General features: G+C 74.4%; 27 protein-coding genes. 16 read left to right on the plus strand and 11 right to left on the minus strand.

Features of this window, described 5'->3' with window-relative positions; all coding sequences use genetic code 11:
* The first annotated feature begins 230 nt into the window (after positions 1–230).
* On the plus strand, positions 231–836 hold the full coding sequence (locus tag CO540_RS12895) for an RNA polymerase sigma factor (protein WP_091580702.1): 606 nt from the start codon (positions 231–233) through the stop codon (positions 834–836).
* Positions 790–1,560: an anti-sigma factor gene (locus tag CO540_RS12900; RefSeq protein WP_099162216.1), complete on the plus strand. Its 771-nt coding sequence runs from the start codon at positions 790–792 to the stop codon at positions 1,558–1,560. The genes CO540_RS12895 and CO540_RS12900 overlap by 47 nt, the downstream gene beginning before the upstream one ends.
* A gap of 100 nt (positions 1,561–1,660) precedes the next feature.
* Here CO540_RS12900 and CO540_RS12905 read toward each other — a convergent pair whose 3' ends face one another.
* The 4 genes from CO540_RS12905 to CO540_RS12920 form a co-directional block, all read right to left on the minus strand.
* Positions 1,661–2,620 (minus strand): electron transfer flavoprotein subunit alpha/FixB family protein, encoded by a 960-nt coding sequence (locus CO540_RS12905; protein WP_099162217.1) that lies wholly within the window; start codon positions 2,618–2,620, stop codon positions 1,661–1,663.
* A gap of 11 nt (positions 2,621–2,631) precedes the next feature.
* Complete coding sequence (locus tag CO540_RS12910) at positions 2,632–3,411, minus strand: electron transfer flavoprotein subunit beta/FixA family protein (RefSeq protein WP_091580717.1); 780 nt, start codon at positions 3,409–3,411, stop codon at positions 2,632–2,634.
* Between the two features lie 190 nt (positions 3,412–3,601).
* Positions 3,602–4,006 carry a hypothetical protein gene (locus tag CO540_RS12915; RefSeq protein WP_099164737.1) on the minus strand — a complete coding sequence of 135 codons (405 nt, stop codon included), beginning with the start codon at positions 4,004–4,006 and terminating at the stop codon, positions 3,602–3,604.
* Between the two features lie 2 nt (positions 4,007–4,008).
* The gene (locus CO540_RS12920; protein WP_099162218.1) at positions 4,009–4,806 is read right to left on the minus strand and encodes a GNAT family N-acetyltransferase; all 798 of its coding nucleotides are present in this window, start codon (positions 4,804–4,806) and stop codon (positions 4,009–4,011) included.
* A gap of 41 nt (positions 4,807–4,847) precedes the next feature.
* On the opposite strand from CO540_RS12920, the gene CO540_RS12925 reads away from it, so the two are divergent.
* Genes CO540_RS12925 through CO540_RS12935 form a run of 3 tightly spaced genes read left to right on the plus strand, consistent with a single transcriptional unit; the run spans position 4,848 to position 5,970 of the window.
* Positions 4,848–5,234 (plus strand): YidH family protein, encoded by a 387-nt coding sequence (locus CO540_RS12925; protein WP_099162219.1) that lies wholly within the window; start codon positions 4,848–4,850, stop codon positions 5,232–5,234.
* Positions 5,231–5,545 carry a DUF202 domain-containing protein gene (locus CO540_RS12930; protein ID WP_099162220.1) on the plus strand — a complete coding sequence of 105 codons (315 nt, stop codon included), beginning with the start codon at positions 5,231–5,233 and terminating at the stop codon, positions 5,543–5,545. The genes CO540_RS12925 and CO540_RS12930 overlap by 4 nt, the downstream gene beginning before the upstream one ends.
* 26 nt (positions 5,546–5,571) lie before the next feature.
* Complete coding sequence (locus CO540_RS12935) at positions 5,572–5,970, plus strand: PLD nuclease N-terminal domain-containing protein (RefSeq protein ID WP_099162221.1); 399 nt, start codon at positions 5,572–5,574, stop codon at positions 5,968–5,970.
* 45 nt (positions 5,971–6,015) lie between these two features.
* Here CO540_RS12935 and CO540_RS12940 read toward each other — a convergent pair whose 3' ends face one another.
* Together CO540_RS12940 and CO540_RS12945 are read right to left on the minus strand one after the other, a co-directional pair.
* Complete coding sequence (locus CO540_RS12940) at positions 6,016–7,638, minus strand: acetolactate synthase (protein ID WP_099162222.1); 1,623 nt, start codon at positions 7,636–7,638, stop codon at positions 6,016–6,018.
* A 72-nt stretch (positions 7,639–7,710) separates the two neighbouring features.
* Entirely contained in the window at positions 7,711–8,484 is a 774-nt protein-coding gene (locus tag CO540_RS12945) for an enoyl-CoA hydratase/isomerase family protein (protein ID WP_099162223.1), read from the minus strand.
* A gap of 110 nt (positions 8,485–8,594) precedes the next feature.
* Here CO540_RS12945 and CO540_RS12950 point away from each other — a divergent pair, with 110 nt between their 5' ends.
* Complete coding sequence (locus CO540_RS12950) at positions 8,595–9,143, plus strand: DUF6232 family protein (RefSeq protein WP_099162224.1); 549 nt, start codon at positions 8,595–8,597, stop codon at positions 9,141–9,143.
* On the opposite strand, the gene CO540_RS12955 is transcribed toward CO540_RS12950, so the two are convergent.
* Positions 9,089–9,499, minus strand: a complete 411-nt coding sequence (locus CO540_RS12955; RefSeq protein ID WP_099162225.1) for a nuclear transport factor 2 family protein — start codon at positions 9,497–9,499, stop codon at positions 9,089–9,091. The two genes, CO540_RS12950 and CO540_RS12955, sit on opposite strands and share 55 nt — an antisense overlap.
* 303 nt (positions 9,500–9,802) lie before the next feature.
* Here CO540_RS12955 and CO540_RS12960 point away from each other — a divergent pair, with 303 nt between their 5' ends.
* From CO540_RS12960 to CO540_RS12970, 3 genes are all read left to right on the plus strand, one after another.
* The gene (locus CO540_RS12960) at positions 9,803–10,285 is read left to right on the plus strand and encodes a DUF6232 family protein (RefSeq protein WP_091580754.1); all 483 of its coding nucleotides are present in this window, start codon (positions 9,803–9,805) and stop codon (positions 10,283–10,285) included.
* A complete protein-coding gene (locus CO540_RS12965) occupies positions 10,282–10,647 on the plus strand; it encodes a hypothetical protein (protein WP_091580757.1) in 366 nt (121 codons plus the stop codon). Before CO540_RS12960 ends, CO540_RS12965 begins: the two co-directional genes overlap by 4 nt.
* 95 nt (positions 10,648–10,742) lie before the next feature.
* On the plus strand, positions 10,743–11,654 hold the full coding sequence (locus CO540_RS12970; RefSeq protein WP_099162226.1) for a serine aminopeptidase domain-containing protein: 912 nt from the start codon (positions 10,743–10,745) through the stop codon (positions 11,652–11,654).
* A 33-nt stretch (positions 11,655–11,687) separates the two neighbouring features.
* Here CO540_RS12970 and CO540_RS12975 read toward each other — a convergent pair whose 3' ends face one another.
* Positions 11,688–13,241, minus strand: coding sequence for an alpha/beta fold hydrolase (locus CO540_RS12975; RefSeq protein ID WP_099162227.1), 1,554 nt, complete (start codon positions 13,239–13,241; stop codon positions 11,688–11,690).
* 105 nt (positions 13,242–13,346) lie between these two features.
* On the opposite strand from CO540_RS12975, the gene CO540_RS12980 reads away from it, so the two are divergent.
* Positions 13,347–14,108 (plus strand): hypothetical protein, encoded by a 762-nt coding sequence (locus tag CO540_RS12980; RefSeq protein WP_099162228.1) that lies wholly within the window; start codon positions 13,347–13,349, stop codon positions 14,106–14,108.
* Between the two features lie 45 nt (positions 14,109–14,153).
* Here CO540_RS12980 and CO540_RS12985 read toward each other — a convergent pair whose 3' ends face one another.
* Positions 14,154–15,050 carry a ribokinase gene (locus tag CO540_RS12985; protein WP_099162229.1) on the minus strand — a complete coding sequence of 299 codons (897 nt, stop codon included), beginning with the start codon at positions 15,048–15,050 and terminating at the stop codon, positions 14,154–14,156.
* A gap of 17 nt (positions 15,051–15,067) precedes the next feature.
* Complete coding sequence (locus CO540_RS12990; RefSeq protein ID WP_099162230.1) at positions 15,068–15,907, minus strand: ABC transporter ATP-binding protein; 840 nt, start codon at positions 15,905–15,907, stop codon at positions 15,068–15,070.
* Between the two features lie 133 nt (positions 15,908–16,040).
* On the opposite strand from CO540_RS12990, the gene CO540_RS12995 reads away from it, so the two are divergent.
* Positions 16,041–17,045 (plus strand): ATP-binding cassette domain-containing protein, encoded by a 1,005-nt coding sequence (locus CO540_RS12995; protein ID WP_099162231.1) that lies wholly within the window; start codon positions 16,041–16,043, stop codon positions 17,043–17,045.
* The gene (locus CO540_RS13000) at positions 17,042–18,052 is read left to right on the plus strand and encodes an ABC transporter permease subunit (RefSeq protein ID WP_099162232.1); all 1,011 of its coding nucleotides are present in this window, start codon (positions 17,042–17,044) and stop codon (positions 18,050–18,052) included. Before CO540_RS12995 ends, CO540_RS13000 begins: the two co-directional genes overlap by 4 nt.
* 82 nt (positions 18,053–18,134) lie before the next feature.
* Here CO540_RS13000 and CO540_RS13005 read toward each other — a convergent pair whose 3' ends face one another.
* Positions 18,135–19,340 (minus strand): ROK family transcriptional regulator, encoded by a 1,206-nt coding sequence (locus CO540_RS13005; RefSeq protein WP_099162233.1) that lies wholly within the window; start codon positions 19,338–19,340, stop codon positions 18,135–18,137.
* Between the two features lie 124 nt (positions 19,341–19,464).
* On the opposite strand from CO540_RS13005, the gene CO540_RS13010 reads away from it, so the two are divergent.
* The 4 genes from CO540_RS13010 to CO540_RS13025 all read left to right on the plus strand — a co-directional run bounded on the left by CO540_RS13010 (position 19,465) and on the right by CO540_RS13025 (position 22,619).
* On the plus strand, positions 19,465–20,919 hold the full coding sequence (locus CO540_RS13010; protein WP_099162234.1) for a glycoside hydrolase family 3 N-terminal domain-containing protein: 1,455 nt from the start codon (positions 19,465–19,467) through the stop codon (positions 20,917–20,919).
* Positions 20,920–21,050: 131 nt separating this feature from the next.
* Positions 21,051–21,494: a hypothetical protein gene (locus tag CO540_RS13015; RefSeq protein ID WP_091580796.1), complete on the plus strand. Its 444-nt coding sequence runs from the start codon at positions 21,051–21,053 to the stop codon at positions 21,492–21,494.
* Positions 21,491–21,979, plus strand: coding sequence for a thiol-disulfide oxidoreductase DCC family protein (locus CO540_RS13020; protein ID WP_099162235.1), 489 nt, complete (start codon positions 21,491–21,493; stop codon positions 21,977–21,979). Before CO540_RS13015 ends, CO540_RS13020 begins: the two co-directional genes overlap by 4 nt.
* Positions 21,912–22,619 (plus strand): TetR/AcrR family transcriptional regulator, encoded by a 708-nt coding sequence (locus CO540_RS13025; RefSeq protein WP_099162236.1) that lies wholly within the window; start codon positions 21,912–21,914, stop codon positions 22,617–22,619. Before CO540_RS13020 ends, CO540_RS13025 begins: the two co-directional genes overlap by 68 nt.
* The last annotated feature ends 120 nt before the right edge of the window (positions 22,620–22,739 follow it).

Consider the following 22,739-nt stretch of genomic DNA (forward strand, 5'->3'; position numbering starts at 1 on the left):
CTGGTAGTTGGTGCTGATTCGTCAGGCCTGGCTTGCAGAACGGGTTACGCCGGCTCCCGCACCCCCGGATGCGCCCCGGATCCGATTTCTTTTCTTCCTCCCGGACGCATCCGTCGACCCCCTCGGCGACGAAGAGAAGGTGACCAGCGTCGTGACGGACAGACCGGGAGCGTGGGGCGGTGACTGTGGGAGTTACAGTCGGGCATGCCCCACGGAAGGCGAGCCGCCCGGTGACGGCGGCGAGGCAGGGCCCCGAACCGCCCGGCGAGGACGACCTCGCGACGCGGTTCCGCGACGGCGACGAGGCCGCCCTGCGAGAGGCGTACGACCGGTACGGCCGAGCGGTGCTGCACCTGGCCACCACGACGCTGGTCAACCGGAGCGACGCCGAGGACGTGACGCAGGCGACCTTCGTGGCCGCCTGGCTCGGCCGGGAGACGTTCGACCCGGCGAAGGGATCACTCATCGGCTGGCTGCTCGGCATCGGGCGGCGCAAGGTGATCGACCGGATCCGGGCCTCGGCCCGGGAGACCCGGGTGGTCGAGACCGTCAGGCAACTGCCCGAGCCGGTCTCCACCGGCCCCGACCCCGACACGGTGGTCGACCGGCTGGTGGTCGCCGACGAGCTGGCCCGGCTCCCCGACGAGCAGCGTCGGATGCTGGAGCTGGCGTTCTACGACGACCTGACACACCAGCAGATCGCGACCGTGACCGGAGTGCCGCTCGGCACGGTCAAGAGCCATATCCGGCGCGGCATGCAGAGCCTGAAGCGCAGATGGGAGGTGGACGGTGCAGCACCTGGACCACGACCGGCTGGTCTTTCTGGCGCTCGGTGAGAGCGAGGCGGCCGACGGTGAAGCCACCCATCTCGACACCTGCGGGCACTGCCGGGGGGAGCTGGAGACGCTCCAGCACGTCGCCGGGCTGGGCGCCGGCACCCAGGGCCTGACCGACCTGCCCGACCCGCCGGAGCACGTCTGGCAGGGCATCGTCGCGGAGATCCGGGCCGCCGACGAGCTGCCCACGTTGGCCGACCGGCGTCCGCCGCGCGCCGGCGAGCAGGTCGCGGTGCAGGAGCGTCCGGTCACCACGGCACGTCGGCGTCGCGGGCGGCGCTGGCCGGGCTGGGCGACCACCGCGGTCACCGCCACCGCCGCCGCGGTGATCGGTGTGGCGGGCACGGTCGCGGTGCTCGGCACCGGCGGCGACGAACCCACGCCGCAGCCGACGGTGCTGGCCAGCGCGCCGCTGGCCGCGTTCGGGGCGACCCCGAAGGACGCCTCCGGCGACGCCCGGGTGCTCGGCGACAACCAGTTGCACCTGCACGTGGCGAATCTCCCGAACGTTCCGGGGTACTACGAGGTCTGGCTGATCGATCCCCGGACGATGGAGATGTTCTCGGTGGGTACGCTGAGCAACGGATCGGGGGACGCGCTGCTGCCCATCCCTCCGAACGTCGACCTGCGCACCTACTCGGTGGTCGACATCAGCGCCGAGCAGTACGACAACAACACCCGCCACTCCGGCGACAGCCTGGTGAGGGGCACCCTGACGGGCTGATCGGCGGGCCGGCTCAGCTCCCCGGCCCGCCGATCAGCTCCCGAAAGAAGAAGGCCGCCGCCCGGTGCACCGGGCGGCGGCCTTCGTTCGTGACCAGGGGTCACTTACGCTTGCGGATCTCCTCGGCGGCCTGCGGCACGATCTTGAACAGGTCACCGACCACGCCGTAGTCGGCCAGCTCGAAGATCGGCGCCTCGGCGTCCTTGTTCACCGCGACGATGGTCTTCGAGGTCTGCATGCCGGCCCGGTGCTGGATCGCGCCGGAGATGCCGAGCGCGACGTAGAGCTGCGGGGAGACGGTCTTGCCGGTCTGGCCGACCTGGAACTGGTGCGGGTAGAAGCCGGAGTCGACCGCCGCGCGGGACGCGCCGACCGCGCCGCCGAGCAGGTCGGCCAGCTCCTCGACCAGCTTGAAGTTGTCGGCGTTGCCGACGCCGCGACCGCCGGAGACGACCACCGACGCCTCGGTCAGCTCCGGGCGGGAGCCCTTCTGCTCGGCGACCCGCTCGACGACCTTGGCCAGCTTGTCCGCGTCGGTGACCGACACGGTGAGCTGCTCGACGGCCGGGGTGGCCGCGGCCGGGGTCGGGTTGAGCGAGTTGGGCCGGACGGTGACCAGCGGCAGGCCCTTGGTGACCTTGGACTTGACGATGGTGGAGCCGGCGAACGCGACCTGGGTCGCGGTGCCGTCGGCGTCCAGGGCGATCACGTCGGTCAGGATGCCGTTGTCCAGCTTGACCGCGAGGCGGGCGGCGATCTCCTTGCCCTCCTGCGACGAGGCGAGCAGGACGGCGGCCGGCTGCACGCGCTTGACCAGCTCGGCGACCGCGGTGGCCTTCGGCGCCACCAGGAAGCCGTCGATCTCCTCGCCCTCGGCCGCGTAGATCTTCTCCGCGCCGTACTCGCCCAGCTTGGCGCTCAGCGCCTCGGCGGCGCCGGCGCCGCCGAGCACGACCGCGCTCGGCGTGCCCAGCTCGCGGGCGAGGGTGAGCATCTCCAGGGTGACCTTCTTGACGCCGAATTCCTTGGTGGCTTCGACGACGACGAGAACCTCAGACATGTCCAGACCTCTCACACGAACTTCTCGGTGGCGAGGAACTCGACCAGCTTGACGCCGCCCTCGCCCTCGTCGGTGATCTTCTCGCCGCCGGAGCGCGGCGGGCGCTTCGAGTGCTCGACCACGGCGCTGGTGGCGCCGTCGAAGCCCACCTCGGCCGGGGCCACGCCCAGGTCGCCCAGGGAGAGCGTCTGCACCGGCTTCTTCTTGGCGGCCATGATGCCCTTGAAGGACGGGTAGCGCGGCTCGTTGATGGTGTCCCAGACCGACACGACGGCCGGGGTCGAGGCGGTGACCACCTCGTAGCCCTCCTCGGTCTGCCGCTCGGCGGTCAGGGTCGAGCCGTCGACGGTGAGCTTGCGCGCACCGGTGAGGGCGGCGACGCCCAGCCGCTCGGCGATCATGTGCGGCATGACCTGGACCCGACCGTCGGTCGACTCGGCGCCGCAGATGACCAGGTCGGCGTTGAGCTGCCCGAGGGCGGCCGCGAGCACCTTCGAGGTGGCCACGGCGCAGGAGCCGTGCAGCGCGTCGTCGACGACGTGGACGGCCTTGTCCGGCCCCATGGAGAGCGCCTTGCGGATCGACTCGGTCGCCCGGTCCGGACCCATGGTCAGGATGGTGACCTCGCCGCCGTGCGCCTCCTTGATCTTCAACGCCTCCTCGATGGCGTACTCGTCCATCTCGTTGATGACGTTGTTCGCCGAACCGCGGTCGACGGTGTTGTCGTCTGAACGCAGGTTGCGGTCCGCGCCCGAATCGGGCACCTGCTTGACGAGTACGACGATGTTCATCGCGCTTCGACGACCCTCCTGTTTGGTGTAGCGATCACTCGCCCGGTCACGGGCGCAGCCTCCCGCGTGACTTAACGGTCGGTCAACCGCAGGGTGCTGTGCACTTGCCCACGGGCCAATGTTACCCACAAGTAGCATCGCCACCCCGGGGGCCCGGAGTGACGCAGCTCACCGGGCGCGGATCGGTCCCTCAGACCGGCTCGGCCAGCGCCCGCCTGATCTTGTCGATGGCAGCGGCCTCGGCCGGCTCGACCCCCCGGTGCGCCTCGGCCACCCGGTCCGCCGCGGCCAGCACCACCGACCGGTACGCCTCGACGTCCCCCGGCGACTTGGCCCGCAGGATCTCCACCGCCCGGCCCAGCGCGGGCAGCACCACGGACTCGATCTCCAACGCGGAGTCCCGGGGCAGCTGCGGCAGCGGCCCGGTGGTCAACGCCTCCTTGACCACGCCGTCGACGTCGGCCAACGCGCCGGAGGCGGCGATGCTCTCCCGCACCATGGCCAGCACCCCGGGCACGGCGTTGGAGACCAGGAAGACGGCGCCGAACGCGCCGGTCTTCAGGGTGAGCTGCTCGTCCGCCGTCAACCGGTCCATGATCACGGAGTGTAGACGTAGGGCGTGGTGGTGGTGACCGCAACGAGCCCGAGCCGCTCCAGGATGGGTCGGCTGTCCGGGGAGCAGTCCACCTGCACCAGCGTCTTGCCGCGCTGCTGCGCCAGCCGCGCCCGGTACGCGACGAGCGCCCGGTAGATGCCCTTCTTCCGCCACTGCGGCAACGTCGAGCCGCCCCAGAGGCTGGCGAATCCGGTGCCCGCCTGGTAGCGGATCCAGCCGGCGCTGACCACCGTCTCGCCCGCCTCGGCCACCACGATCGTGATCGACTGCGGGTCGGCCTCGATCTCCCGGGCCAGCGCGTGGACCAGGTGGCTGCGGTCGTCGTGCCAGACCTCCTCCTCCATGGCGGCGATCCGCTCCAGGTCGGCCCGGCCGGTGACCTCGCGCAGGCGTACCCCCTCGGGGAGCACCGGGACGGCGGCGGCGAGCGGCGCCACCGGGCCGACCACGACGGTCTCCAGGTCCTCCGGGACGAAGCCGGCGGCGCGCAGCCGGTCGGCGAGGTCGGCCGGCTCGTCGTGGCCCGCGAGCTTCCACTCGACCGCCTCGCCCCGGGCGCGGAAGAACTCGACCTGGCGCGCGATCAGCGCGTCCAGCTCGGCGCCGACCAGGCCGTCCAGCGTCCGGTAGGTGATGAAGCCGCGCTGGTCCAGGCCGAGGACACGGAACAGCGGCCCGTCCCGGTCCACGGTCACCCCGGCCGGCATCGGGTCGGGCAGCTCCGGGCGGATCTGGCTGTCGTAGGCGTCGCGCAGACCGCGCGCGTCAAGATCGGTCATCCCCTCAGGCTAGGCGTGGGGCAAAGCGGATAATCAGCGGCGTGTGGGAGTCGATCAGGCGCTGGTTCGACCCGCGTGAGCTGCGCTCGGTCGGCAGCCCGCCGGACTACCGTTTCTCGCTGGCCAACGAGCGGACGTTCCTGGCCTGGCTGCGGACCGGGCTGGCGCTGGTCGCCGGCGGGCTGGCCGCCGCCCAGTTCCTCCCGCCGCTGCCGCTGGTCCACCTGCGGGAGATCCTCGCCGTCGCGTTGCTGCTGCTCGGCGCGACCGTGTCGATCCGGGCGGTGGACCACTGGGCCCGCACCGAACGGGCCATGCGACTGGGCGAGGAGCTGCCGGCCTCCCGCTTCCCGGCCGTGCTCGCCCTGGTCGTCGCGCTCGGCGCGCTGGCCCTGGTGGTCGCGGTGCTGCTGCGGGGAGCCTCATGACCGCCCGCGCCGGGACCCGGGATCCCGGGCTTCAGCCGGAACGCACCCGGCTGGCCTGGCGGCGGACGCTGCTCACGCTGACCGCCGTGCTGCTGCTCCAGCTCCGGCCGGCGTTCACCGGTCGGGTCGTTGACGCGGCGCTGGCCGGCGCGGCGGTCGTGGTCTGGCTGACCGTGCTGCTGGCGGACTGGCGTCGGGCCACCGGCGCCGGGCCGCGCCGGCTCGCCCGCTGGTCGGTGCCGCTGACCGCGCTCGGCGCGGCCGGGCTGGCGCTGCTCGGCGTCGCCCACGTGCTCGGTGGGGTGCACTGACCCACCCGGGTGCGCCATCATGGGGCATGGCCCGCCTCTACGTGCTGCTCTTCCTGGCCCAGATCGTGCTCGCCGTCTGCGCGCTGATCAGCTGCCTCTCCGCCGAGGACGGGCAGGTCAAGGCGCTGCCCCGGACGGTGTGGGTGCTGGTGATCCTCTTCTTCCCGCTGGTCGGGTCGATCGCCTGGTTCGTCGCCGGCCGCGAGCGCCCGGCCGGGTCGGCCGGCGTCCTCGGTTCCGGGAGTCCGGCCGCCCCGGCCCGCCGCCCGCTCGCGCCGGACGACGACCCCGACTTCCTCGCCTCGCTCGACAAGCGCTCCCGCGACGAGGACCAGGAACGCCTCCGCACTTGGGAGGAGGACCTGCGCCGCCGCGAGCAGGAGCTGCGCGACCGGCCGGACGACCGGGACCGCCCGGAGGTCTGAGGCGGGCGGGCCGCCCGCCGGTCACCCGGCGAGCGGCCGTCGCGTTCAGGCCAGGTTCGACGAGCGGGGGTACGCGTCCGTCGGGTCGGTCAGCACGTTGACCAGGTACGGCACGCCGGCGTCGAACGCGCGGCCCAGCGCCGGCCCGAGGTCGGCGGCCTTCTCCACCGTCTCGCCCGCGCCGCCCAGCGCCTCGACCACCTTGTCGTAGCGCAGCCCCGGCTGGAGGTCGGCGGCGACGTCGTAGCCGTACATGGCCCGCATCGGGTGCTTCTCCAGGCCCCAGATGCCGTTGTTACCGACCACGATCACCACCGGCAGCTTCTGCCGGACCAGCGACTCCACGTCCATCAGCGAGAAGCCGGCCGCGCCGTCGCCCATCAGCACGCAGATCTGCCGGTCCGGGTGGCTGACCCGGGCGCCCATCGCGTAGCCCATGCCGGTGCCGAGGCAGCCGTACGGGCCGGGGTCGAGCCACGTGCCGGGCTGGGCGGGCTCCAGGTACCTGCCCGCGTACGAGACGAAGTCGCCGCCGTCGCCGATGGTGATGGCGTCCGGGGCGAGCACCTTGCGCAGCTCGCCGTAGATCCGGGCCGGCCGGATCGGGTCGGTCTCGGCGGCCATCTCCTCGCCGTCGCGGGCCTTCGCCGCGTCCTCGGCGGTGCGCAGCTCGGCGATCCAGTCGGCGTGGTCGGCCCTCTCGCCGGTGTGGTCGGCGAACGCGCCGAGGATCAGCCGCAGGTCACCGGCGGGCGCGGCAGCCGGCTGCACGTGGCCGGCGCGCTGGCTGGGCGCGTCCACCACGTGCACCACCGTGGCGTCGCCGAAGTCGCCGAAGGAGAGCCGGAAGTCCAGCGGCGTGCCGACCACGACGACCACGTCGGCGCCCTTGAGCGCGACCCGGCGGGCCTTGGCGAAGGCGAGCGGGTGCGTCGGCGGCAGCGCGCCCCGACCCATGCCGTTGGTGAACACCGGCACCTGGAGGGACTCGGCGGCGGCACGCAGCGCCTCGACGGCGTCCCCGGCGTACACGTCCGAACCGGCGATGATCACCGGCCGGGACGCGCCGGCGATCAGGCCGGCCGCCCGGGCCACCTCGTCCGGGTCGGGCTCGATCGGCGCCGGCGCGGTGACCGCCGGCAGCTCGGCGTCGCCGACCGAGAAGACCGCCTCCAGCGGGAAGTCCAGGAAGACCGGGCCACGGTGCGGGGTGAGCGCGGTGGTCAGCGCCGCGGAGACGGCCCGCGGGATGTCGTCGGCGCTGAACACCGTCTCGGCGTGCTTGGTGACCGGGGCGACCAGCGGCAGGTGGTCCATCTCCTGGAGGCTGCCGGAGCCCCAGCGGAACTGCGGCGCGCGCCCACCCATCACCAGCACCGGTGAGGCGTTGAAGAACGCGCTGGTCAGCCCGGAGACGCCGTTGGTGACGCCGGGGCCGGCGGTGAGCACGGCCAGGCCGGGGCGGCGCTGGAGCTTGGCCACCGCCTCGGCGGCGAACACGGCGGACTGCTCGTGCCGGACGTCGTAGAGGGGGAAACCCGCCTTGTGCGCGGCGTCGTAGAGCGGGAAGACGTGCCCGCCCGAGAGCGTGAACATCTCCCGTACGCCGTGCGCGCGCAACGCCGCGAGCGCCAGCTCGCCGCCGTGCCCCTCGAGGTGTTCCGTCATGCCACTCCCCTTCGTCGCCCGACCGGAGTCACACGCTACTGGCCGGTAGCGTGGATGTGAACAGCTCTCGCGTCAGCGGCCGGTGAAGCCCGGCTTGCGCTTCTCCACGAACGCCGCCATGCCCTCGCGCCGGTCGTCGGTGGCGAACAACGCCGCGAAGAGCTGGCTCTCCCAGGCCAGGCCGGAGGTGAGGTCCATGTCCAGACCGCCGTCGACCGCCGCCTTCGCCGCCCGCAGCGCCTGCACCGGGCCGGTCAGGAACGGCTTCACGTACGCCACCGCGGCGTCGTAGACCTCGGCGGCCGGGACCACCCGGTCGGCCAGGCCGATGCGCAGCGCCTCCTCGGCGTCGACCATCCGCCCGGTCATGATCAGATCCTTGGCGCGGGCCGGGCCGACCAGCCGGGCCAGCCGCTGGGTGCCACCGGCGCCCGGGATGATGCCGAGCTTGATCTCCGGCTGGCCGAGCTTCGCGTCCTCGGCGACGATCCGCCAGTCGCAGGCCAGCGCCAGCTCGCAGCCGCCGCCCAGCGCGTACCCGGTGATCGCGGCGACGACCGGCTTGGGGATCCGGGCGATCGCGCCCAGCGCGCTGGACAGGTCGGCGGCCCGCTCGGCCATGTCCACGTAGGACATGTCCGCCATCTCCTTGATGTCCGCGCCGGCGGCGAAGACCTTCTCCCCGCCGTACACGATGACGGCGCGGACCTCGGCGTCGGCGGTGGCCGCCGCGGCGGCGGCGCGCAACTCCTCCTGCACCTGGGTGTTGAGCGGGTTCATCGGCGGCCGCTCCAGCCGGATGGTGCCGATGCCGTCCTTCACTTCCAGCCTGACGAACTCGCCCACGCTGCCCTCACTTCCGCGTCGAAGTAGCGTGCCAACCTTACGACCCGGATCGTTGGGGTAGACAGTGTGGTGTCGACGGCTCCGGGTCGCCGGCCACCGGGAGTGAGGCCATGATCACCTACTACGACGACCGGTCGGTCCAGGTCACGTCCACGACGGTACGGGTGGACGGGCGCAGCTACCCGCTGGCCGAGCTGACCATGGTGTGGCACCGGCGGGGCGACCGCTCGTGGCGGGTGCTCGCCGGGCGGGGCGCGATCGGCGCCGCGCTCGCCGGCCCGCTGGTGGCCGCCCTGCTCGGCATCGGGCTGGCCGTCTGGCTGCACCGCTCCCCCGCCGTGACCATCGCGATCGTCGGCGCCTCGGTGCTGGTCGGCCTCGCCGTCGGCCCGCTCGCGGACGTGCTCTTCGAACACCTGGACCGCTCGTACGTGCGGGGCAGCCGCCAACTGGAGATGTGGGCCCGCTGGCACGGCCGCCCGGTGCGGCTGCTGCGCACCGGCGACGCGCTGCGCTTCGGGCAGATCTACCGGGCGGTGCAGCGGGCCATGGAGCACGTGCCCGCCGGCCCCGGCCGGACCGCTCCCGGCCGGACCGCTCCCGGTCAGAACGTGATCGGCTCGTCCGGCAGCAGCCCGAGCCCGCGCAGCAGGCCGTAGGTGTCCTGCTCGCCCCAGAACTGCACGATCCGCCCGCCGGCCAGCCGGTACATCTTGCAGGCGCTCTGCACCGTGGTCGCCCCGGTGGCGTCCCGTCGGTAGGTCTGCGCCATCGACACCACCACCCGGTCCTCCGCCGCGAAGATCTCCAGGATCTCCTGGTCGAGCACGGTCAGGCCGGGCGAGGAGACGGCCGCCTCGGCATACCGCCGGCCGCGCACGCGGGTGCCGGACCCGTAGACCTCCACGTCCTCGTGCACCACCTCGGCCAACTCGGCGAGGTCCTTGGTGACGAACGTGCGCAGGTATCGCCGGACCACCTCGACGTTGCGCGCCCGCTCGTCCCGATCCGTCATGCCCGGCACGCTAGCGTCTCGAAGATCCTGCCCGCTCGCCCGCTGAGGCTGTACGCGGTGCCTTTCGAGCTGATGGCACGAACGACTCACCTCCTGACCAGGCCACCCTCCTTCTTGATCCCCTCCACTTCGCCGAGGTGGCGTGAACGGACACGCTCCGATACCGCCACTTCGCCGAGATGGAGTCGATCACGAGTGCGGACCTGACCACTTCGCCGAAGTGGCGAGCAACGGCGACCGGCGGAGCGACGACCGGCGGAACACGCAGCGGCACGGGTGGCGCACAGATGGTTACGCTGATTTATGACCCTCTATTACCGGGACGACGCGGTACAGGTCACCTCGGAGGCCATCCACGCGGGGGGCCAGGTGGTCGCGCTCGCCGACGTCACGTACGTCTGGCACGCCCGCGGCGCGACCACGCTGGCGGTCCGGGGCCGGGTGCTCGGGCGCGGGGTGCTGGTCCTGCTGCTCTCGCTGCCCCCGTTGGTGGCGCTGGTCTGCGTGCTCTCGCTGGCGTGGGCGGCGCAGGACCGGGGCGAGTGGCAGCTGGCGCTGATCATCCTGGCCGCGTTCGTGGTCGGCGGGCTGGCGCTCACCCCGTTCCTGGAGGTGCCGCTCGGCTGGCTGGACCGTTCCTACGAGCGGGGCAACCGGGTGCACGAGCTGTGGGTGCAGCACCACGGCCGGGAGTCGATGCTGGTGCGTACGCCGGACGCGTTACGGTTCGGGCAGATCTACCGGGCCGTGCAGCGCGCCGTCGAACAGCAGGGAGACCGACGATGACCCACCGTCGCGGCGAAGCCGTCGCGCTCGCCGGGCTGCTCGCCGCCGCGGGCGTCACGCACTTCGCCCGCCCCGGCTTCTACGACCCGATCGTGCCGCGCGCCCTGCCCGGGCCGGCCCGCTTCTGGACGTACGCCTCCGGGGTGGCCGAGCTGGCCGTGGCGGCGGCGGTGGCGCATCCGGCGACCCGACGGCGCGGCGGGCTGGCCGCGGCGGCCCTGTTCGCCGCGGTGCTGCCGGCGAACGCGCAGATGGCCTGGGACTGGCGCCGACGCCGGCCGGCGCAGCGGGCGATCGCCTACGGCCGGGTGCCGATGCAGGCGCCGCTGATCTGGTGGGCGTTGCGGGTCGCCCGGTCATAACACAGCGGTTATTGACCAACCGGGGTGTTACCCCCGGCCGCCGACCCTGCTCTCCTGAGTGGACATTCATGCCCATCGCTCAGCAGGAGGGTGCCATGTTGCGGAGACTCACCGTCGCGGTCGCGGCGGCGCTCAGCCTGACGCTGCCGGCGAGCGGCGTCCACGCCGCCGGCGCGGCGTCGGCCGACCCGTCCGCGCCCGGCCCGTACGCGGCCGGCTACGTCGACGCCACCGTCAGCGCGTCCGGCCGCTCCTTCTCGGCCCGGATCACCTACCCGGCCACCGCCGCCGGCAAGGGTCAGCCGGTCGCCGCCGGCCGGTTCCCGGCGATCGCGTTCGGCCACGGCTTCCTCCAGTCGGTGTCGAAGTACTCCTCGACGCTGTCCCACCTGTCGACCTGGGGGTTCATCGTCGTCGCCCCGACCTCGCAGGGCGGCCTGTCGCCCAACCACAGCGCCTTCGCCGACGACCTGAACGCGGCCCTGACCTGGACCGTGGCCCAGGACACCACGGCCGGATCCCGGTTCGCCGGGCACGTCGCCGTCGACCGGCTGGGCCTGTCCGGGCACTCCATGGGCGGCGGGGCGAGCATCCTGGCCGCCGCCCGCAACCCGCGCGTCGTGACGGTGGCGAACCTGGCCGCCGCCGAGACCAACCCCTCCGCCGTGTCGGCCGCGGCCGGCGTCACCGTCCCGGTGCAGCTGATCGCCGGCGAACGCGACGGCATCGCGCCACCGGCCGACCACCAGCGCCCGATCTACGCCGCCAAGCCACCGACCAAGCAGCTCCGGACCGTCAGGGGCGGCTCGCACTGCGGCTTCATGGACAGCGGCTCGCTCTTCTGCGACAGCGGCTCGATCAGCCGGACGGTCCAGCTCCAGCTGACCCGACGGCTGCTCACCGAGTGGTTCCTGCGCCACCTGGCCGGCGACGCGGCCTACGAGGACGCGGTCTGGGGCACCCCGGCGCGGACCGACCCGCAGGTGGTCTTCGAGGGCGTGCGCTGAGCGACCGGGCCGGGGCGGGCGGTCCGCCCCGGCTCAGGCCAGCGGCAGCGTGGTGGCGATCGGCCAGGCCAGCAGCACCGCGCCGACCAGCGGCGGCAGCCACCACGGCGCGCCCCGCCGGCGCAGCACCCCCGCCCAGGCCACCTGCCAGGCGACCAGCGCCGCGAAGAGCGGCACCACCAGCAGCACGAACCCGGGGGCCAGGCCGGTCACCGCGGCCGCGGCCAGGACCACCACGCCGAGCCCGCCGACCACCGCGTACCGGCCGCCCCGGCCGTCGGCGACCAGCTCGGCGCCGAGCAGGAAGGCCACGCAGCAGAGCAGCACCACGGGCAGCAGCCACCAGCGGGCGCCGACCGGCGTGGCCGAGGTGAACCCGAGGTGCAGCGGCAGCGCGACGGCGAGCGCCGCGTACCCGACGAGCGCAGCGGCCACCCCGACGGCTCGCCGCGACCGGACGATGACCCCGGGCGCCGCCGGGCGCAACCAGCGCTGGGCCGCCACCAGCAGCACGCCGGTGAGCAGCAGGAACACGGCGACGTGCCCACCCACCGCGAGCGGCAGCCGGGCGGTCGGCAGCGGGGCGGCGAGCACCGCGCCGAGCCCGGCCGCCCCCACCGCCACGACGAGCCACCGACCCGGCCACGCGGCGCCCGGGCGGGCGGCCCCGGGCCCGACCGGGGCGGGCGGGCCGGCAGCCCTGGGCGCGACCGTCTCGGGCGGGCCGGCGGTCACCGGGTCCGGCGGGCGGCGCAGCAGCACCGCGGCCAGCGGCACGAAGCCCAGCCCCAGGCCGAGCAGGAGCAGGCCGGCGCCGGCCAGACGGGTCAGCGGCGCGGGTGGCGGGCCACCCGGACGGCCGGGGATCGCGGCCACCACCGCGGCGTGGGTGCGCGGCGCGAAGAGCACCGAGATGTGCTCGGTGCCGGGCGCCACCACCCGCTGCCGCGATCCCGGCGGGCCGCCGCGTGCCGCCTGGTCGGCGGCGCGGCGGAAGTCGGGGAACTCCAGCCCGCCGACGACCAGCGTCAGGTTGCCCGACCAGCCCGCCGGCACGTCCCCGGCGTCAGGCAGCGAGATCGCCACGGTGCGGGCGAGTTCCGGGTGGTCGACCGCGTAACGGGTGACCGCGCCGGCCCCCATCGAGTGTCCGACCAGGACGACCCGATCCGGATCCACGCCCGGCCGGCTCCGCAGCCACCCGACGGCGACGTCCAGGTCGTGCCGCAGGAGCGCCCGCGCCCGCTGGTCGTCCCGACCCGCGCCGGGCAGCCGGGACGGGTTGGCGCCGTGCCCGGAGAAATCGAGCAGCACGGCGACCCCGCCGTGCCGGGCCACCGAGTCGGCCAGCGGCCGCATCAGCCGGGCCGAGCCAGCGAACCCGTGCGCGATCACCACCCCGGGCCGGGGACCGTCGCCCCCGCCGGCCGCCCGGACCTCGGTGAGCGGCACCCCGGCGACGGTCGCCCGCCGGGTGTCCAGGCCGGCGTCCGCACGGACCAGCAGCAGAGCGCCGAGGACGACGGCGAGCAGCGCGACCGCGCCGAACGCGAGGAGACGCCGCGGAGCCGGGCCGGGGTCGGGCATGCCGGCACCCTACGCGTCCCGGGCCCCCGGCCGGGAGGGCCGGCGTGACGTGCGCCGCCCGTCCTCACCCGGCGTGGCTGGCCGGGGCGACGCACACTGGTCGGCATGGCGATCCCACTTCCCCGGCCCGGCGCCGTCGTCGGCCTCACCCGCTCCGCCCTCGACCAGGCGCTCGGTTCGGCCGCCGCGTTCGCCGCCGTACCCGCCCGCGCCTTCGCCGTGCTCGACGAGGTGGAGGCGCTGGTGCGCCGGATCAACGGCGTGGTCGACCGGATCGAGGGGACGCTCGACCGGACCGACCGGGTGCTCACCGACGCCGAGGCCGCGGTGCGCGAGGTGGGCGTCATCAGCGCCGCCGCGACCGTGGCGATCGACACCGCGACCGAGGTGGCCGCCGCGGCCGCCGTGGTGGTCGGCGAGGCCGAGCGGGTCTCGGCCGCGGCCGCGACCGTGGTGGGCGAGGCCGACCGGGTGGCCCGGGCGGCGGCCGTCGTGGTGGCCGAGGCAGACGCGGTGGCGGGCCGGGCGGCCGGCACGGTGGCCACCGCCGAGCAGGCCGCCGGCACCGCGACCGAGTTGCTCGCGGCGTACGAGTCGACGCTGCGCCGCGCGGCGCCGATGGCGGCCCGCTTCGTGGAGCAGCTCAGCCCGGAGGAGGTGACCGCCGCGATCCGGCTGGTCGACGAGCTGCCGAAGCTCAAGGAGCACCTCACCTCGGACGTGCTGCCGATCCTGGCCACGCTGGACCGGGTCGGCCCGGACCTGCACGACCTGCTCGACGTCACCCGTGACCTCAAGCTCGCGGTGGCCGGCATCCCCGGGCTCGGCATGCTGCGCCGGCGCGGCGAGCGCTCCGAGGGGGTGTAAGGAAGGGCCCCCTCTTAACGCCTCCGGTAGTGGAAGGGGCCCTTGTTAACGCCCGGCGAACAGCGCGTCGATCTCCGCGCGGTGCGGCAGCGCCACCGAGGCGCCGAGCTTGCGGACACAGGCCGCCCCGGCCGCGGCGGCCCACCGCACCGCCTCGGCGAGGTCCCGTCCCTCGCCCCAGGCGACGGCGAGCGCCGCCGTGAACGCGTCCCCGGCGGCGGTGGAGTCGACCACCTCCACCGGCACCGCCGGCACGTGCACCGCCGGGCGGTCCCGGTCGACGTACCACGCGCCGTCGCCGCCGAGCGTGAGCACCGCCCGGGGCACCAGGTCGAGCAGCGCGGCCGGCGCGTCCCGGCCGTGCCCGGTCAGCGCCTGCGCCTCGGGCTCGTTGACCACCAGCAGGTCGGTCGCGGCCAGCAGGTCGGCCGGCAGCGGCCGGGCCGGCGCCGCGTTGAGCACCACCCGGGTGCCGGCGGCACGGGCCGCGAGCGCCGCCTCGGTCACCGTCTCGACCGGCACCTCGAGCTGCGCGACCAGCACGTCCGCCTCGCGTACGGCGGTCAGCTCGTCCTCGGTCGGCGCGGTGAACGCCTCGTTCGCGCCGGGGGTGACCAGGATGGCGTTCTCCCCCGCGCCGCCGACCATGACCAGGGCGACGCCGGACGGGCCGTACATCACCCGCAGGTGACCAGTGTCCACGCCGGCCGCGGTCATCCGGGCCCGGAGGGTGACCCCGAACGCGTCCGACCCGATCGCGCCCAGGAAGACGCAGGACGCGCCGGCGCGCACGGCGGCGACCGCCTGGTTGGCGCCCTTTCCGCCGGGCAGCATGACGAACTCGCTGCCGAGCACGGTCTCGCCCGGCCGGGGCAGCGCGGCGGCGGTGCCGACCAGGTCCATGTTGGCGCTGCCGACGACGGCGATCCGGGTCTGCTGCACGACGGGGTCCCGTCCGCTCAGGCGGCGCGCGCGGTCCAGCGGTCGCCGGACCGCGAGACGACCAGCGGCAGGCCGAAGGTCTTCGACAGGTTGTCGGCGGTGAGCACGTCGGCGAGCAGACCCTGCGCCACCACCGTGCCCTCGCGCAGCAGCAAGGCGTGCGTGAAGCCCGGCGGGATCTCCTCGACGTGGTGGGTGACCAGCACCATGGCCGGCGCGTCCGGGTCGTACGCCAGCTCGGCGAGCCGGGCGACCAGGTCCTCCCGCCCGCCCAGGTCGAGCCCGGCGGCGGGCTCGTCCAGCAGCAGCAGCTCCGGGTCGGTCATCAGCGCGCGGGCGATCTGCACACGCTTGCGCTCGCCCTCGGAGAGCGTGCCGTAGGCGCGGTCGGCGAGGTGGCCGACGCCGAGCTGGCCCAGCAGCGCGGCGGCGCGCGCCTCGTCGGTGCGGTCGTAGCTCTCCCGCCAGCGGCCGACCACCGACCAGGCGGCGGTCACCACCACGTCGACGACCCGCTCCTCGGCGGGGATCCGCTCGGCGAGGGTGGCGGTGGAGAGGCCGATCCGGGTCCGCAGCTCGTTGACGTCGGTGCGGCCGATGCGCTCGCCGAGCACGTGCGCGACGCCGCTGCTCGGGTGCAGCCGGCCGGCGGCCAGGTTGAGCAGGGTGGTCTTGCCGGCGCCGTTCGGGCCGAGCAGCACCCACCGTTCGTCCAGCTCGACCCGCCAGTCGACGTCGTGCACCAGCGCGGTGCCGGAGCGCGTGACGCCCACCCCGTCGAGGCTGACCACCAGATCCGCGTCCACGGTCGAGGGGGCGGGGGCGCCCGGGGCGCCGGGGATCAGGTCACCAGTCACCGCCCCATCCAATCACGCACCCGGCCCGGCGCCCCCCACGGGCGGGGCCGCCGCCATAGGGTGGGGCGCCGTGTCGTTGGTCACCGCATCCGGAAGGACGACTCATGCCCGACCCCTGCCGGGAGGCACGCGGATGAGCGCGGTCATCGAGATCGCCGGTCTGCGCAAGACGTTCCACACCGTGCGCCAGGGGCGGCGGGTCGCCGTCGACGACTTCGACATGCTGGTCGAGGCGGGCCAGGTGCACGGCTTCCTGGGGCCGAACGGCTCCGGCAAGACGACCACGCTGCGGGCGCTGCTCGGGCTGGTCCGGCCGGACTCCGGCTCGATGCAGGTGCTGGGTGTCCGGTCCCCCGAGCGACTCCCCGAGGTGGCCGGCCGGGTCGGCGCGATCGTGGAGAGCCCGCAGTTCTTCGGCAACTTCACCGCCCACCGGACGCTGCGCCTGCTGGCCGTGGCCGGTGGGGTGCCCACAAGCCGGGTGGACGAGGTGTTGGAGCAGGTCGGCCTGCGGGACCGGGGAGACGAGCGGGTCAAGGGCTACTCGCTGGGCATGAAGCAGCGGCTGGCCGTCGCCTCCGCCCTGTTGAAGCGCCCGGAGCTGCTGATCCTGGACGAGCCGGCGAACGGGCTGGACCCGGCCGGCATCCGCGAGATGCGCGATCTCACCCGGTCGCTCGCCGCGGCCGGGGTGACCGTGCTGCTGTCCAGCCACATCCTGGCCGAGATCCAGCTGATCTGCGACCACGTGACGATCGTCAGCCGGGGGCGGCGGGTCGCGTACGGGCGGGTGGACGAGGTGCTGGCCGGCTTCGACCAGCACCAGTGGCAGGTCCGGGTGGCCGACGTGGAGCAGGCCGAGCAGTTGCTGGGCCGGGCCGGGCTGACGGTCACCGCCGGGCCGGACCACCTCGTGGTGACCGGCGTGGTCGACCCCGAGGTGATCAGCCGCACGCTGGGCGAGCAGGGCCTGTGGGTGCGCGAGCTGATCCCGCTCCGCCCCGACCTGGAGAGCGTCTTCCTGGAGCTCACCGGTGGGCACGAGCACGTCGCGGTGCCGCGGCAGGTGGACGGCGCGCCGCCGAGCGACGGAGTCATCGACCTGGACGTCCGCGAGAGCCGGGAGGTGGACGCGTGAACCTGGTCCGTGCCGAGCTGGAGCGGCTCGCCGCCCGGCGCTTCGTGCAACTCATGGTGGTGCTGCTGGCGGCCGCCTTCGCGGTGACCGTGGTGACCACGCTGGGCGGCTCGCACCGCCCGACCGAGGTGGAGCTGGGCCGGGCCCAGGCGCAGGCCGCGGAGGAGGTACGGCGGCTGGAGCTGGCGCACGACCGCTGCCTGCGGATCAAGGCGGGCACGCTCACCGCCGACGAGAACGACTACCTGCCGCGCGACTGCGCCCAGATCGACCCGGCCCAGTCCGACACGTTGCCGACCGCCTCCGACTACCTCAGCGGCGTCTTCGTCTTCGCCAAGGAGGCCGAGCCGCTGCTGTTCTTCCTGATCGCGTTCCTCGCGCTGTTCGGGTTCCTGGTCGGCGCCTCGTACATCGGGGCGGACCTGAACTCGGGCGGCGTGGTCAACCTGCTGCTGTGGCGGCCACGACGGCCGACCGTGCTGGCCGCGAAGCTCGGCACGCTGCTGGGCGGGCTGCTGGCGCTCTCGGTGCTGGCGTCGGTGGCCTACCTGGGGTCGTTCTGGTTGATCGGGCAGGCGTCCGGGCTGACCGGCCGGACGGGCGGCGACTTCTGGGTGACGCTCGGCGCGATCTGGGCGCGCGGGCTGGTGCTGGTGCTGGCCACCGCGGCACTCGGGTTCGCCGTCGCGACGCTGGGCCGGCACACCTCGGCGGCGCTCGGCACGGTCGCCGCGTACGTGGTGGTGTGGGAACTGGGCGCGCGGCTGGTGTTCCAGATCCTGGAGGTCGGCCGCCCGGACCGGTTCATGCTCTCCAGCTACCTGGCCGCCTGGCTCAACGGCGAGGTGCGGTTCTGGGACGGCAACGCGTGCAGCACCGGGATCTCCGGCTTCTGCGACGGCTCGTACACGCTGACCTGGGTGTCGGGCATGGTGGTCCTGCTCGGGCTCACCGCCGCGCTGGTGGCCGCCGCGTTCACCGTGTTCCGTCGGCGCGACCTGATCTGAGGGCGACCCCGCCCCGGCAACTCCTTGCGAACCCTGGCGCCATGATGAAGGATTCCTTCACATGGCGCCAGGGTGCACGCGGTCAGCCGACCGTCGAGCCGAACACCTCGTCCCGGACCGCGTCCAGCGCGGTACGCAGCGCGCCGCGCAGGATCGGCTCCTCGGTCAGCCCGGTGGTCACCACCCGGGGCCGGACCAGCGTGATCGCGGCGACCTCGTGCTGCACCCGCTCGGCCAGCGCCGCCCCGCCCGCCTGCCCGACCGCGCCGGCGAGCACCACCAGCGGCGGGTCGAGCACCACGCAGGTGCTCGCCACCCCGAGCGCGAGCCGGCGGGCCAGTTCGTCCAGCACGGGGCCACCGTCGGCGCCGGCGGCGACGGCGGCGCGTACCGCCGCGGCGGCCCGGGCCGCCGCGGCGCCCTGCTCCACCGCGTCCGCCGTGGCGAAGCCGTGCTCGGCGGCCACCGCGCGGACCGCGTCGGCGCCGGCGAGCTGCTGGAACGCCGGCTTGGCGCGCTTCGACACGTCCCGTGGGATCGGCGCGCCGGGCACCGGCAGGTAGCCGATCTCGCCGGCCGCGCCGCTGCTGCCGTGGTGCAGGCGGCCGCCCAGCATGATCGCCAGGCCGACACCCGCGTCCACCCAGACCAGTACGAAGTCGGCGGTCCCCCGGGCCGCGCCCGACTGCGCCTCGGCGACCGCGGCCAGGTTCACGTCGTTCTCGAAGACGACCGGCGTGTCCAGGTCCTCGCGGAGTGCGGCGAGCAGGCCGCTGTGCCAGCGCGGCAGGTTGAACGCGAACGTGATGTCGCCGGTCTGCGGGTCGACCAGGCCGGGGGTGCCGAGCACCACGCGCCGGACGGCGGACAGCTCCGCCCCGGCGCTGCTGGCCGCCCGGACCACCGCGTTGTGCACCACGCCGACCGGGTCGTCGGTGTCCCTGGTGGACTGCTCGACCCGGCCGACCACCGCGCCGGTGATGTCGGCGCAGGCCGCCACCACCCGCTCGGCGCCGACGTCCACGCCGACCACGTACGCGCTGCCCGGTCGCACCGCGTAGAGCTGGGCGTTCGGGCCCCGCCCGCCGGCCTGCTCACCGACCCGGGCGACCAGCCCGCGCTCCTCCAGCCGCTCGACGAGCTGGGATGCGGTGACCTTGGACAGCCCGGTCAGCTCGCCGATCCGGGCCCGGGTCAGCGGCCCGCGTTCGAGCAGCAGTTCCAGCGCCGCTCGGTCGTTGAGCGCCCGCAACAGTCGGGGGGTGCCGGGCAGCCGGGTCGCACTCATGCCAACGTCCTCAATTTTTCCGTAAAGTTTCTAACCATAAAACGCCTGCCGAAGGGTGCCCGTTAGCGTATCGGCCACCCCGGTCCCGAGAGGTCGGACGACCCGGCAGGGAAAGGGGATACTCGTGGGGCTCGATCCAGGACTCCGTCGGCTCGCGCTGGGCACGTTGCTGGCCGCGTACGCCGGCCCGGTCCCGCCGGACTGGGCGGTCGACCTGCTCGCCGACGGGCTCGCCGGGCACACCCTGTTCGGCACCAACGTCCACGACCCGGCCCAGGTGGCGGCGTCCACCGCGGCGCTGCGCGCCGGCCGTCCCGACGTGATCCTGGCGATCGACGAGGAGGGTGGGGACGTCACCCGGCTGGCCCACGCCACCGGCAGCCCCTACCCGGGCAACGCGGCGCTCGGCGCGGTGGACGACCCCGACCTCACCCGCCGGGTCTACGCGGCGATCGGCGGCGAGCTGGCCGCGCTCGGCCTCACCCTCGACCTGGCCCCGACGGTGGACGTGAACACCGCCGACGAGAACCCGGTGATCGGCACCCGGTCGTTCGGCGCGGACCCGAAGCGGGTGGCGGTCCACTCGGCCGCGGCCGTGGCCGGCCTCCAGTCGGCCGGCGTCGCCGCCTGCGCCAAGCACTTCCCCGGGCACGGCGCCACGGTCGCCGACTCCCACCACGAGCTGCCCACCGTCGACGTGCCGCCGGCCGTGCTGCGCGAGCGCGACCTGCCGCCGTTCGCCGCCGTGGTCGACGCCGGCGTCCGGGCCGTGATGACCGCGCACATCCGGGTGCCGGCGCTGACCGGCGACGGTCCGGCCACGTTCAGCCGGGCCGTGCTGGTCGACCTGCTGCGCGACGAGTACGGCTTCACCGGCGCGGTGATCACCGACGCGCTGGAGATGAAGGGCGCCGCGCTGGCGGCCGGCGGGGTGGGTCCGGCCGCGGTCCGGGCGCTGGCCGCCGGCGCCGACCTGCTCTGCATCGGCGCGAAGGTCGACGCCGCCCTGGTCGAGCTGGTCGCCGCGGAGATCGTCGCGGGGATCGGCGACGGTCGGTTGGACCGGGCCCGGGTCGAGGAGGCCGCCGGCCGCACCGCCGCGCTCGCCGCCTGGACCGGCCCGGCCGACGGGCCCGCGCCGGTCGCCGCCGACCTGGGCTACGCCGCCGCGCTGCGGGCGGTGCACGTCGAGGGCGACCTGACCGCCGCGGGCGCGCCGCTGGTGGTGCAGGTGCACGCGACCTCCACGATCGCCGAGGGACGGGTGCCGTGGGGGCTCGGGCCGCACCTGCCCGCCGACGTGGCGCAGGCCCGGGCGGTGGCCGGGGAGACCGACCCGGCCGAGCTGCGCGCGCTCGCCGGGGACCGGCCGGTCGTGCTGGTCGGGCGTCACCTGCACCGGCTGCCCGGAGCACGGGAGCTGATCGAGGCGCTGGCCGCCACGCACCCGGTGACGGTGGTGGAGATGGGTTGGCCGGGCGCCTGGCGGCCGGCCGGGGCGCGCGCCTTCGTCGCCACCTACGGCGCCAGCCACGCCAACGGCCGCGCCGCCGCGAAGGTGCTCGGCCTGACCGACTGACCCGTACCGCCCGACCCGGCCCGCCGTCCGCGACGGCGGGCCGGCGCGCGTTCCGGACTTGAACACGTTCAAGAAACGTCGTACGCTCGGCGCGACGTCAATTTGAACGTGTTCAAGAGAGGCGACGGGGGATGGACGTGAAGGTCTGGATGTACCTGACCTACCTCGCGGTGAGCATCGGCCTGACCATCTGGGTGGCGCGGGCGCTCTCCCGAAACGGGCTGGTGTTCCTGCAGGACGTGTTCGCCGACAGCCGGCTGGCCGACGCGGTCAACAGCCTGCTGGTGGTCGGCTTCTACCTGCTCAACCTGGGCTACGTCACGGTGGCCATGAAGGAGTCCGGCCCGGTCGGCGACGCCAGCCAGGCGCTGGAGCAGCTCTCGCTCAAGGTGGGGCTGGTGCTGCTGGTCCTGGGCGCGCTGCACTTCTTCAACGTGTTCGCGCTCGGCCGCTACCGGCGCGGCCGACTGCGGCAGCAGGCGACCCACCCGCCGCTGCCTCCGGTCGCCGTGCTCCCACCCCAGGGCGGCCCGCACCCCGTTCCGCCGGCGGGGCCGATCCCGCCGGCCCGGTGACGTCCGCCCCGGGCGGGCACCCGTCGGATCCCACCGGGCACGGGGCCGGTGGGATCCGCGGGTTCACCGTCCTCTACGACGCGGACTGCCCACTGTGCCGGGCCGCCCGGCGGTGGCTGGCCTCGCGCGCCCAGCTCGTACCGCTGGAGTTCGTGCCGGCCGGGTCGGCGGAGGCCCGGCGGCGCCTCCCCGGGCTGGACCACGACGCCACGCTGCGGGACCTGACCGTGGTGGCCGACACCGGCGCGGTCTACACCGGCGACGGCGCCTGGTTCGCCTGCCTGTGGGCGCTGGCCGAGCACCGCCGCACGGCCGAACGACTGGCCCGCCCGCACCTGCTGCCGCTGGCCCGGCGGGTCGTGGCGGCCGCCGCCGCGGTCCGCGAGCGGATCCGGGAACCGGGATACGGTGACGACGATGACCGAGCAGAGTGCGCCGACGACCGCTGCGGGTGGCCCGAGCACCGGGTCGACCGCCCGGGGTGAGCAGACCCGCCGGCTGATCCTGGACACCGCCCTGCGGCTGTTCCGCGAGCGGGGGTACGCGCGCACCACCATGCGGGCGGTGGCCCAGGAGGCCGGCGTGGCGGTGGGCAACGCCTACTACTACTTCGGCTCGAAGGAACACCTGATCCAGGAGTTCTACGCGGAGACCCAGCAGGAGCACCGGGCGGTCGCCGCCCCGGTGCTCGCCCGGGAACGGGACTTCGCGCCGCGACTGGCCGGGGTGCTGCACGCCGGCGTGGACGTGCTGAGCCCGTACCACTCGTTCGCCGGCACGTTCTTCAAGACCGCGGCGGAGCCCACCTCGCCGCTCAGCCCGTTCTCCACCGAGTCGTCCGCCCCCCGCGAGGCGTCGGTGTCGCTCTTCCGCGAGGTGCTCGCGGGCTCCACCGCCAAGCTCGACGACGAACTGCGGGAGTCGCTGCCGGAACTGCTCTGGCTCGGCTACATGGGCGTGGTGCTCTACTGGGTGCACGACCGCTCGCCCGGACAGGTCAAGACCCGCCAGCTCATCGACGGCGTGGTGCCGCTGGTCGACCGGCTCGTCGGGCTGTCCCGCCTGCGGGTGCTGCGACCGGTCACCCGGCAGGCGCTCAGCGTGATCCACACGCTGCGTCACTGAGCCCGGCGGTCCCGCCCGACGGGAGTGCGCAGGTCAAGTCCGTAACCGGACAGGGTCAACCGCCGCCACGTCCCTTGCCCGTCACCCGTTCGCACACATAGCGTTACCAGGGTCGGGACC

Origin of the sequence: Micromonospora sp. WMMA2032 (assembly GCF_002688545.1) — a bacterium.
Lineage (GTDB): Bacteria > Actinomycetota > Actinomycetes > Mycobacteriales > Micromonosporaceae > Micromonospora > Micromonospora sediminicola.